Below are 10,737 nucleotides of genomic sequence, written 5' to 3' on the forward strand. Positions count from 1 at the left end.
GCTCGGCCCGTTCTGGCGGATGAACTCGCCGGAGACGCCGAACGGCGGCTCGATCATCCGTTCGGAGACGCCCGGCCCCGCGCTCTTCGCCAATTGCCGCTTCACCGATCCCGAGGGGCGCCCGCTTGCCGGCGTCGAGGTCGATATCTGGCAGGCGTCCCCAGTCGGGCTCTACGAGAACCAGGACCCCGGCCAGGCCGAGATGAACCTGCGCGGCAAGTTCACGACCAGCGCGGATGGCTGCATTTCATTTCGTTCGGTTAAGCCGGCCGGCTATCCCGTCCCGACCGACGGGCCGGTGGGCGATTTGCTCAGGGCGCAGCAGCGCCATCCCTACCGCCCGGCCCATCTGCATTTCCTGGCCTACAAGCCGGGCTACAAGACCCTGATCACCCAGGTCTTCGTCGATGACGACGCGCATCTCGAAAGCGACGTCGTCTTCGGCGTGACCCGCCATCTCATCGGCGACTTCCGGCTGGGCGAAGGCCCGGCGCCCGAGCCGGATGTCGAGGGCCCCTGGTACCTGTTCGACTACGCCTTCGTGATGGAGCCCGGCGAAGCCAAGCTGCCGGTCCCGCCGATCCGCTGACCCCAGCCCTTTCCCAAATCCTCTCAAACAAGGGGACAGTCATGTCTCATGCCGCTCAGACGGATACGATCACGCTTGCGCCGGTCCGCCCCGCCTATCCGCGTTCGCTCCAGGGCAAGATCGCCCTCGTCGTCGGCGGCGCCGGTGCGATCGGCGCCGCGACCAGCCGGATGCTCGCCGATGCCGGCGCGACGATCGTCGTCACCCATCTCGATACGGAGCGCGATGCGCAGGCTGCCAAGGCCCTGATCGCCGAGCTTGGCAGCCGCCACGCCGCCTTCATCGCCGATGTCGCGAACACCCCGTCGCTGCTCGCCCTGCGCGACGCCATCCAGGCCCGCTATGGCCGGCTCGACATCCTGATCAACGCCGCCGGCTACACCAAGCCGGTCCCCCATGCCGACCTAGATGCACTGACCGACGAGCTGATCGACCGCATGCTCCAGGTCAACTGGCGCGGCCAGTTCGCGACGATCCGCACCTTCGCGCCGATGCTGAAGGCATCGGGCGACGGCTTGGTGGTCTCGATCTCCTCGATCGCCGCCTTTACCGCGGTCGGCTCCTCGATCGCCTATTGCGCCGCCAAGGCCGGCATCGACGTGATGACCAAGGCGCTGGCCCGCGTGCTGGCCCCCGAAGTCCGTGTCCTCGCGGTCTCGCCGGGGGTGGTCGACACCGAATTCGTGCCCGGCCGCGGCGCCGATTTCAACGACAAGGTCAGCGCCTCGACACCGCTGAAGCGCATCGGCGCGGCCGAGGACATCGCCGCCGCCATCACCGCCTGCGCCACGCTGCTCGGCTATTCGACCGGACATATCGTCCAGGTCGATGGCGGCCGGGCGCTGTGAGGAGGAACTGATGCGCGCGCCCCTCCCCAAGGTCTTCATCAGCTGCGCGATCACCGGCAACCTGACCAAGCCGGAGCAGAGCCCGCATCTGCCGATCACGCCGGAGCAGATCGCCAATTCCGCGCTCGAAGCGGCGGAAGCGGGCGCCGCGATCGCCCATATCCATGTCCGCGATCCCGGCACCGGTCGTCCCTCGATGGAGCTTTCGCTTTATGAGGAGGTGGTCGAGCGCATCCGCGCCGGCAATCCCGAGCTGATCATCAACCTGACCACGGGTCCGGGCGGGCGCTTCGTGCCCTCCGAACAGGATCCGAAAGTCGCCGGCCCCGGCACGACATTGATGGTGCCTGAAGAGCGCGTCGCCCATGTCGCGGCGCTGAAGCCCGATATCTGCACGCTCGACCTCAACACCATGAATTCCGGCGGCGAGGTCGTGATCAACACGCCCGGCAACGTCCGCCGCATGGCCAGGGTGATCGCCGAGGCCGGCGTGCGGCCGGAGATCGAATTGTTCGATTCCGGCGACATCGCCTTGATGAACGACCTGATCAAGGATGGAACCTTGCAGCCGAAGCCGCTCACCTCCTTCGTGATGGGGGTGCGCTACGGCTTCCAGCCCTCGCCCGAGACCGTGCTCTATGCCCGCGACCTTCTGCCCGAAGGCGCGCTCTTCACCGCGATCGGCATCGGCCGCTCGACCTTCCAGAGCGTGGCGCTCTCCTACCTCGCCGGCGGCCATGTCCGCGTCGGGCTGGAGGACGGGGTCTATATCGACCATGGCGTCCTCGCTCCCTCGAACGCCGCGCTGGTCCAGAAGGCCCGCCGCATCGTCGAGGATCTCGGCGGCGAGATCGCCACCCCGCAGGAAGCCCGCGCCCTCATCGGCCTGCCCGCCCGCGCCGCCGGCGCGAAACGGGTGGCTTGAACCTCTCATCGGAAGCAACCGCCATGTCACCTGCCAGCGAAGCCCTCATTCGCGAAGCCCAGGCCTCCTGCCCGCACAACGTGCGGGGCCTGCGGCTCCATGCCCAGGCCGCGAGCTATGAAGAGATCGCGCTGCCGATCGAGGAGTGTCCCTTACGCCCGCTCGCCGCCCATGAGGTTCTGGTCGAAATCCAGGCCGCGGCCGTCAACCCGTCCGATGCCAAGGCTGCGACGGGGCTGATGCCCTATGCGGTGTTCCCGCGCACGCCGGGCCGCGATTTCGCCGGCACGGTCGTGGCCGGGCCGGATGCGCTGATCGGCAAGCCGGTCTTCGGCTCCTCCGGCGATCTCGGCATTCGCCAGGACGGCGCCCAGGCGAGCCATCTGATCGTCGAGGCCGATGCGGTGGTCCAGATCCCAGCGGGCGTCACGATGCAGGAGGCGGCCGGCATCGGCGTGCCCTTCGTCACCGCGTGGGAAGGCCTGCGTCGCGCCGGCCTCCCGCAGCCCGGCGAGACGGTTCTGATCCTCGGCGTCAACGGCAAGGTCGGCCAGGCCGCGGCGCAGATCGCGAGCTGGCGCGGCGCCAGGGTCATCGGCGTCATGCGCCGCGAGGAGCCCTATGCCGGCCATGCCAGCAGCGTGGTCGAGGTCGTCTCCTCGAGCAGTACGGATGTCCCGACCCGCATGCGCGAACTGACCGGCGGCAAGGGCGCCGACATCGTCTTCAACACGGTCGGCGATCCCTTCTACGAGATCGGCCAGAAATCGATGGCCGTCGGTGGCCGGGCGATCTTCATCGCCGTGGTCGACCGCTTCGTCACCTTCGACATCCTGGCCTTCTACAAGGGTCGCCACACCTATGTCGGCATCGACACGATCGCGCTCAATTCGGTCGAGACCGGCGCGATCCTGCGCGATCTCGCGCCCGGCTTCGCCGCGGGTGCGCTGAAGCCCTTTCCGATCAGGGACAGCGCCGTCTACCGGTTGGAAGACGCCCATGCCGCCTATCAGGCGGTGATGGGCTCGTCGCGCGACCGCGTCGTCCTTGTGCCGGGAGCCTGACGCCATGCATGTCGTGCGCTTCGCAGAGGCTCCGGCCTATGACGCTCCGGGCCACGCGTCGATGGCGATGGTCCGCCTGCAGGGCCGCGAGGCCGGACCGACCGACACGGCCTGGCTCGGCGTCTCGACCATCGCGCCCGGCGGCGGCACGAAGCTCGACGCTTCCGCCGTCGAGAAGCTCTATGTCGTGCTCGACGGCACAGTCACCGTCTCGAACGGACAGGACAGGGTCAGTCTGAACCGCTGGGATTCCTGCCGGATCGCCCCTGGCGAAGGGCGCCAGCTCAGCAACGAAACCAACGCGCCGGCCTCGATCCTGCTCGTCATGCCGCTCCAGCCTCCGCCGCCGGCCTGAGCCGGCGCCAGCCCCGACCGACGACCGCATAGCCAAGAACCACACCAAGCGCGGACGCCATCCGTCCGCGGCGGCGCTGCCATGCGCCCAGGGAGGATAAAAATGGCTGTTGATCACCCCGCACCCCGCCCGGCCAAGCGCTGGTACAACATCCTCTACGTCCAGGTTCTGATCGCCATCGCCTGCGCCATCGTGCTCGGCCATGTCTGGCCGGCGATCGGCGTCGAGATGAAGCCGCTCGGCGACGGTTTTATCAAGCTGATCAAGATGGTCATCGCGCTGGTGATCTTCTGCACCGTCGTCTCCGGCATCGCCGGGATGAGCGACATGAAGAAGGTCGGACGCGTCGGCGGCAAGGCGCTGATCTATTTCGAGGTGGTCTCGACGCTGGCGCTGGTCATCGGCCTCGTCGTCGCCAATGTCGTCAGGCCCGGCGCCGGCTTCAACGCCCACCCTTCCGCGCTCGATGCCAAAGCGGTCGCCGCCTATGCCGGCAAGGCCGCCGAGCAGACGATCACCGAGTTCCTGCTCAACGTCATTCCCAACACCGTGGTCGACGCCTTCGCCAAGGGCGACATCCTGCCGGTGGTGCTGATCTCGATCCTGTTCGGCTATGTGCTCTCGCATCTCGGCGAGAGGGCGCGGCCGGTGCGCGATGTCATCGACGCCGGCGCGAAGCTGGTCTTCGGGGCGATCAACGTCATCATGAAGCTTGCCCCGATCGGCGCCTTCGGGGCGATGGCCTTCACGATCGGCCGCTACGGCATCGGCTCGCTCGGACCGCTCTTTCTGCTGATCGCGACCTTCTACCTGACCAGCGCGATCTTCGTCCTTGGCGTCCTCGGCCTTATCGCTCGCTGGGCCGGTTTCAGCATCCTGAAGTTCCTGGCCTACATCAAGGAGGAGATCCTGATCGTGCTCGGCACCTCCTCCTCCGACTCGGCCCTGCCGAGCCTGATGGAGAAACTGGAGCGCGCCGGCTGCTCGAAGCCGGTCGTCGGGCTTGTCGTGCCGACCGGCTATGTCTTCAACACCGACGGCACCTCAATCTATATGACTCTTGCCGCGCTCTTCGTGGCGCAGGCGACCAATACCGATCTCAGCCTGCACCAGCAGCTCGCGATCTTCGCCGTGGCGATGTTGACTTCGAAGGGTGCATCCGGCGTCACCGGCGCCTCCTTTATCGCGCTGGTCGGTACGCTCTCGGTGGTGCCCGCGATTCCCGTCGCCGGCATGGCGCTGATCCTCGGCATCGATCGCTTCATGAGCGAGGCCCGTGCGCTCGTGAACATGATCGGCAACGGGGTCGCGACCGTCGTGATGGCCCGCTGGGAGGGCGAGCTCGATCAGGCCAGGCTGGACGCAGCGCTTTCGGGCAATGCTTTCCCCCTAGCGGATACGGATTTCGTCGCCGGCGATCACGGCCCGACGGTCGTCGCGATCCGCGACGAAGCCCTCGGCGGCGCGAGCCGTTGACCAGCGATGATCGTTCGGGAGGCCGAGCGCGCCGAGCAGCCATGCCGGGATCATCTGGCACCAAGGCTCGGCCGCGCCTAACAATGCGTTGGGCCGCCGACGGCCTTCCATCAGGAGGATATCACGATGCTGGACTGGACGGGTTATCGGACGGAGTTGAAGGCGCGCGTCGGCGATTTCGGCAAGGCCGCGCCGGATGCGCTCAGGGGCTATGCCGCGCTTGCTTCCGGGGCCGCGAAAACCCAGCACCTCGATGCCCGCACGCGCGAGCTGATCTCGCTGGCCGTAGCCGTGACGACCCGCTGCGACGGCTGCATCACCAGCCATGTCGAAGCCGCGATCAAGGCCGGGGTGACGCGCGACGAGATCGCCGAGGCCCTCGGGGTCGCGATCGCGATGAATGCGGGCGCAGCTCTCGTCTACTCGGCCTGCACGCTCGATTGCTTCGAACAGACGACCGCCGGCCAATCCGCCGCGGCGGGGTGAGCCGAACCGGCACCGGCGGCGCCGCTCGCATGCGGCGTCGCCGGTCCCTTTGATCATCCGGCCTTCGGTGCGGCGCCCTCCAGGAACACCTCCAGGCAAAGCCGCGCATGCCGGGCGCGATCCTCGATCGTCAGCAGGCGATCGCCGGGAAAGCGCTTGATCAGCACCGAGAAGATCATGTCCATCAGCATCCGGGCTAGCGTATCGGCCGGGAAGGTACGAAGCCGCCCGCGCTGCTGCTGGCCGATCAGCCAGGCCTCGAGAAGACGCGCCGTCGGCTCGGAACCCTCCTGAACGATCATCTCGCCGATCTCGCTGAACCGGTCCGAATCGGCGAGGACCAGCCTGACGAAGGCCAGGCGATCGCGATTGCCTTCCTCGTCGATATCGAGCCGGAAGATCGCGGCGAGCGCCTCCGCCAGCGGCAGGTCCTCGTCAGGATCGCGCGGCAGGGCGAGCATCGAGCGCCGGTTATCGGCGACCATCACGCGGAACAGGTCGGTCTTGGCCGGGAAGAGCTGGTAGAGCGTCCGCTTCGAAACGCCGCAGCGCGCCGCGACCGCGTCCATCGTCGTGCCGCCATAGCCGACATCGAGGAAGAGATCGCGGGCGGATTGGACGATACGCTGGCGCTCGGCTTCGTCGGAGCGCGTCTTCGGGCGTCCGCGTCCGCGGCCTTGCCGTCCTGCCATCGGGTCGGTTTTACTGGCTGTCATCGTCGCGTCCGTCATCGCGCCGTATTCTTGGATTTGACAGGCAGAGAAATCAAGAGATAAGAAACTCAGCAGTTTCCGAAAAGAGAGCCCGCATGCTGGCCGAGCGCGCCCCGTCCCCATCCCGCTACGCCTTGCCGGGCGCCCTCCTCCTCGCAGCGGCGCTGGCCGGCTGCAATTCCGAGAAGGCGTCAGCGCCTCCGCCGCAGCCGCAGCTCCAGGTCAGCGTCGTCTCGCTGCACCCGCAGCCCGTGGCGATCACGGCGGAGCTGCCCGGCCGGGTCTCGGCCAACCTGATCGCCGAGATCAGGCCGCAGGTGAACGGCATCATCAAGTCGCGGCTCTACCGCGAGGGCGGCGAGGTCAAGGCCGGCGACGTGCTCTACGAGATCGATCCGGCGCCCTATCAGGCGGCGCTCGACAGCGCCGTCGCCGCCCAGCAGAAGGCAGAGGCCGCTGTCGCCAATGCCCAGGTCCGGGCCGATCGCTATCGCGAGCTGCTCCAGCGTAATGCCGGCAGCAAGCAGGATGCCGACGATGCCGCCGCCACGCTCGGACAGGCCCAGGCCGATGTCGCGGCCGCCAAGGCCAGCGTCGAGACGGCCAGAATCAACCTCGCCTATACCAAGGTCAAGGCGCCGATCGACGGCCGCATCGACAAGTCGGCGCTGACCCAGGGCGCGCTGGTCACCGCCAACCAGGCCGCGATCCTGACAACGATCCGCAAGCTCGATCCGATCAATGTCGACGTCACCCAGTCGAGCACCAACCTGCTGAAATTCCGCAACGACATCGCTTCGGGCCGGCTGAAGTTCACCGGCCCCAATGTCGCGGTGAAGCTCAAGCTCGATACCGGCGATGCTTACGCCCAGTCCGGCAAGCTCGAATTCGCCGAGGCCAATATCGACGAGACCACCGGCACCTTCACGGTCCGCGCCGAATTCCCCAATCCGGAGCGGATTCTCCTGCCCGGCATGTTCGTCCGCGCCGTGATCCAGGAAGGCATCGCCGAGAACAGTTTCCTGCTGCCGCAGCGCGCCGTCGGGCGCAACACCAAGGGCGAGGCGACCGCGAAATTCGTCTCGGCCGACGGCAAGGTCGAGGAGCGCGTGCTCGTCACCCGCCGCAATATCGGCAATAACTGGCTGGTCGACAGCGGCGTCAAGGACGGTGAGCGCATCATCGTCGAGGGCGGGCAGCTCGTCCGCTCCGGCCAGACGGTGACGGTGAACGAGGTCAGCGTCGACGAGGCCACCGGCGAGCTCAAATCGGCCAATCGACGGGCCGAACTGTCGGCGCCTGCCAACACGGCGAAGAACTGACGCCATGTCGCGCTTCTTCATCGAAAGGCCGATCTTCGCCTGGGTCGTCGCCATCGTCATCATGCTGGCGGGCCTGCTGGCGCTGCGCACGCTGCCGATCTCGCAATACCCGCAGATCGCGCCGACGACCGTGCAGATCAGCGCCAACTATCCCGGCGCCGACGCGCAGACCGTCGAGAACTCGGTGACCAAGGTCATCGAGCAGGGCATGACCGGCGTCGACAACCTGCAATACATGACGGCGACCTCGACCTCGACCGGCAACGCCCAGATCACCCTGACCTTCAACAGCCAGGCCGATCCCGACGTCGCGCAGATGCAGGTGCAGAACAAGCTGCAGCTCGTCACCCGCCAGCTCCCGACCGTGGTGCAGACCACCGGCATCTCGGTCGCCAAGGCCTCCACCGGCTTCCTGATGGTCGTCGCCTTCGTCTCGAAGGACGGGCGGATGTCGACCACCGATCTCGCCGACTATGTCGATTCGACGCTCAACGACACGCTGAAGCGCGTCGAGGGCGTCGGCACGACCCAGCTCTTCGGCGCTGGCTACGCCATGCGCATCTGGCTCGACCCCGACAAGCTGCGGAAATACGCGCTGATGCCTGCCGACATCGCCACGGCGATCGAGGCCCAGAACACGCAAGTGTCGGCCGGCCAGCTCGGCGGCCTGCCGCAGGTCGGTGGCCAGCAGCTCAACGCCACCGTGACCGCGCTGTCGCGGCTCCAAACGGTCCAGCAATTCGAGAACATCATCCTGAAGAGCGGCTCGTCGGGCTCGATCGTCCGCCTGAACGACGTGGCCCGCGTCGAGCTCGGCGCCAAGAGCTACGACACCTCCTCGCGCTATAACGGCCAGCCGACGACCGGCCTCGCCATCAGCCTCGCTACCGGCGCCAACGCGATCGACACCGCAAAATCCGTCACCGCGACGATCGAGCGCCTGAAGCAGACCCTGCCCGAGGGCGTCGAGGTCACCTATCCCTACGACACCACGCCCTTCGTCACGCTCTCGATCGAGAAGGTCGTGCACACGCTGTTCGAGGCGATCATCCTCGTCTTCATCGTGATGTACGTCTTCCTGCAGAACCTGCGCGCGACCTTCATCCCGATGCTGGCGGTGCCGGTCGTGCTGCTCGGCACCTTCGGCGTGCTGGCGCTGGCGGGCTATTCGATCAACACGCTGACCATGTTCGCGATGGTGCTCGCCATCGGCCTGCTCGTCGACGACGCCATCGTCGTCGTCGAGAATGTCGAGCGCGTGATGCAGGAGGAAAAGCTCGGGCCGAAGGAAGCCACGATCAAGTCGATGGGCGAGATCACCGGCGCGCTGGTCGGCATCGCCACCGTGCTCTCGGCCGTGTTCGTGCCGATGGCCTTCTTCGGGGGCTCGGTCGGCGTGATCTACCGGCAGTTCTCGGTGACGATCGTGACCGCGATGGGGCTCTCCGTCCTCGTCGCTCTGGTGCTGACCCCGGCGCTGTGCGCGACCATCCTGAAGCCGGCGCCCAAGCATGGCGCACGCAAGGGCTTCTTCGGCTGGTTCAACCGCAATTTCGAGCGCACCACCAATGGCTATCGCTCCGGCGTCGCCGGCATGATCGGGCGCCCGCTGCGCTTCCTGCTCGTCTTCCTGCTGATCAGCGGCGGCATGGCCTGGCTCTTCGCCCGCATGCCCTCGTCCTTCCTGCCCGACGAGGACCAGGGCATCCTCCTGACCAGTGTCCAGCTCCCGGTGGGCGCCACGCAGGACCGTACGCTGCGCGTGCTCGATCAGGTGCAGAAGCACTATCTCGAGAAGGAGAAGGACCTGGTCGACGGCGTTCTGACCGTCGCGGGCTTCGGCTTCGGCGGCCAGGGCCAGAATGTCGGCCTCGCCTTCGTGCGCCTGAAGCCCTTCGCCGAGCGCGTCGGCAAGCAGGCGACGGCCCAGGCCATCGCCGGGCGCGCCATGGGTGCCTTCCGCGGCATCAAGGACGGCACGGTCTTCGCGCTGGCCCCGCCCGCTATCCAGGGCTTCGGCAACACGGCGGGCTTCGACTTCTATCTCCAGGACATCGCAGGCGCCGGCCATACGCGCCTGATGGAGGTCCGCAACCAGCTCCTCGGCCTTGCGGCTCAGAGCAAGCAGCTCACGGGCACGCGGCCGAACGGCCAGGAGGACACCCCGCAATACGCCGTCGAGATCGACCAGGAGAAGGCGAGCGCACTGACCCTGTCGCTGGCCGCCATCAACAACACGCTGTCGACGGCCTGGGGCTCGGCCTATGTCAACGACTTCATCGATCGGGGCCGGGTGAAATCGGTCTATGTCCAGGCCGATGCGCCTTTCCGCATGCAGCCCGACGATGTCGCGCGCTGGTATGTCCGCAACCAGGGCGGCGAGATGGTGCCGTTCTCGGCCTTCTCCAGCGGGCGCTGGACCTACGGCTCGCCGCGATTGGAGCGCTATAACGGCGCGGCTGCCGTCGAGATCCAGGGCGCGGCCGCGGCGGGCGTCAGCTCCGGCGCGGCGATGGACGAGATCGACAAGCTGATGGCGCAATTGCCGACCGGGTTCGGCCATGAATGGACCGGCCTCTCCTTCCAGGAGCGCCTCTCCGGCAGCCAGGCGGTCGCGCTCTATGCGATCTCGATGCTCGTCGTCTTCCTCTGCCTCGCGGCGCTCTACGAGAGCTGGTCGATCCCCTTCGCGGTCATGCTCTCGGTGCCGATCGGCATCTTCGGAGCCCTGCTCGCGGCGACGCTCTTCGGCCAGACCAACGACGTCTATTTCAAGGTCGGCCTGCTGACGACGATCGGGCTTGCCGCCAAGAACGCGATCCTGATCGTGGAGTTCGCGATCGAGCAGGAAGCCAAGGGCAAGGGCCTCGTCGAGGCGACATTGGAGGCGGCGCGCCAGCGCCTGCGGCCGATCCTGATGACCTCGCTCGCCTTCGTGCTCGGCGTCACGCCTTTGGCC

10 protein-coding genes are annotated in these 10,737 nt (G+C 67.2%); 9 read left to right on the forward strand and 1 reads right to left on the reverse strand.

What is annotated here, in order from left to right:
- From JHD80_RS25205 to JHD80_RS25235, 7 genes are all read left to right on the forward strand, one after another.
- The coding region (locus tag JHD80_RS25205) for a dioxygenase family protein (RefSeq protein ID WP_465246557.1) at positions 1–589 on the forward strand (589 nt) is incomplete at its 5' end.
- A gap of 41 nt (positions 590–630) precedes the next feature.
- Positions 631–1,437, forward strand: coding sequence for an SDR family NAD(P)-dependent oxidoreductase (locus tag JHD80_RS25210; protein ID WP_199092998.1), 807 nt, complete (start codon positions 631–633; stop codon positions 1,435–1,437).
- Positions 1,438–1,447: 10 nt separating this feature from the next.
- Positions 1,448–2,362 (forward strand): beta-keto acid cleavage family enzyme, encoded by a 915-nt coding sequence (locus JHD80_RS25215; RefSeq protein ID WP_199093000.1) that lies wholly within the window; start codon positions 1,448–1,450, stop codon positions 2,360–2,362.
- Between the two features lie 23 nt (positions 2,363–2,385).
- Positions 2,386–3,426, forward strand: coding sequence for a quinone oxidoreductase family protein (locus JHD80_RS25220; RefSeq protein ID WP_199093003.1), 1,041 nt, complete (start codon positions 2,386–2,388; stop codon positions 3,424–3,426).
- A 4-nt stretch (positions 3,427–3,430) separates the two neighbouring features.
- The gene (locus JHD80_RS25225) at positions 3,431–3,781 is read left to right on the forward strand and encodes a cupin domain-containing protein (protein WP_199093005.1); all 351 of its coding nucleotides are present in this window, start codon (positions 3,431–3,433) and stop codon (positions 3,779–3,781) included.
- 102 nt (positions 3,782–3,883) lie between these two features.
- On the forward strand, positions 3,884–5,257 hold the full coding sequence (locus tag JHD80_RS25230; RefSeq protein ID WP_199093008.1) for a dicarboxylate/amino acid:cation symporter: 1,374 nt from the start codon (positions 3,884–3,886) through the stop codon (positions 5,255–5,257).
- A gap of 126 nt (positions 5,258–5,383) precedes the next feature.
- Positions 5,384–5,743 carry a carboxymuconolactone decarboxylase family protein gene (locus JHD80_RS25235; protein ID WP_199093011.1) on the forward strand — a complete coding sequence of 120 codons (360 nt, stop codon included), beginning with the start codon at positions 5,384–5,386 and terminating at the stop codon, positions 5,741–5,743.
- A 53-nt stretch (positions 5,744–5,796) separates the two neighbouring features.
- Here JHD80_RS25235 and JHD80_RS25240 read toward each other — a convergent pair whose 3' ends face one another.
- Positions 5,797–6,459 carry a TetR/AcrR family transcriptional regulator gene (locus JHD80_RS25240; protein ID WP_199093013.1) on the reverse strand — a complete coding sequence of 221 codons (663 nt, stop codon included), beginning with the start codon at positions 6,457–6,459 and terminating at the stop codon, positions 5,797–5,799.
- A 92-nt stretch (positions 6,460–6,551) separates the two neighbouring features.
- On the opposite strand from JHD80_RS25240, the gene JHD80_RS25245 reads away from it, so the two are divergent.
- On the forward strand, positions 6,552–7,778 hold the full coding sequence (locus JHD80_RS25245; protein ID WP_199093016.1) for an efflux RND transporter periplasmic adaptor subunit: 1,227 nt from the start codon (positions 6,552–6,554) through the stop codon (positions 7,776–7,778).
- Between the two features lie 4 nt (positions 7,779–7,782).
- A partial coding sequence (locus tag JHD80_RS25250; RefSeq protein WP_199093018.1) for an efflux RND transporter permease subunit occupies positions 7,783–10,737 on the forward strand: 2,955 nt, incomplete at its 3' end.

Source organism: Allobosea sp. ASV33 (assembly GCF_016428755.1).
In the GTDB taxonomy this organism is placed as follows: domain Bacteria; phylum Pseudomonadota; class Alphaproteobacteria; order Rhizobiales; family Beijerinckiaceae; genus Allobosea.

Coding starts and splice junctions, on each gene's coding strand:
- JHD80_RS25230 (WP_199093008.1), top strand. CDS start 3,884: ATGGCTGTTGATCACCCCGCACCCCGCCCGGCCAAGCGCTGGTACAAC.
- JHD80_RS25245 (WP_199093016.1), top strand. CDS start 6,552: ATGCTGGCCGAGCGCGCCCCGTCCCCATCCCGCTACGCCTTGCCGGGC.
- JHD80_RS25215 (WP_199093000.1), top strand. CDS start 1,448: ATGCGCGCGCCCCTCCCCAAGGTCTTCATCAGCTGCGCGATCACCGGC.
- JHD80_RS25235 (WP_199093011.1), top strand. CDS start 5,384: ATGCTGGACTGGACGGGTTATCGGACGGAGTTGAAGGCGCGCGTCGGC.
- JHD80_RS25225 (WP_199093005.1), top strand. CDS start 3,431: ATGCATGTCGTGCGCTTCGCAGAGGCTCCGGCCTATGACGCTCCGGGC.
- JHD80_RS25240 (WP_199093013.1), bottom strand. CDS start 6,459: ATGACAGCCAGTAAAACCGACCCGATGGCAGGACGGCAAGGCCGCGGA.
- JHD80_RS25220 (WP_199093003.1), top strand. CDS start 2,386: ATGTCACCTGCCAGCGAAGCCCTCATTCGCGAAGCCCAGGCCTCCTGC.
- JHD80_RS25210 (WP_199092998.1), top strand. CDS start 631: ATGTCTCATGCCGCTCAGACGGATACGATCACGCTTGCGCCGGTCCGC.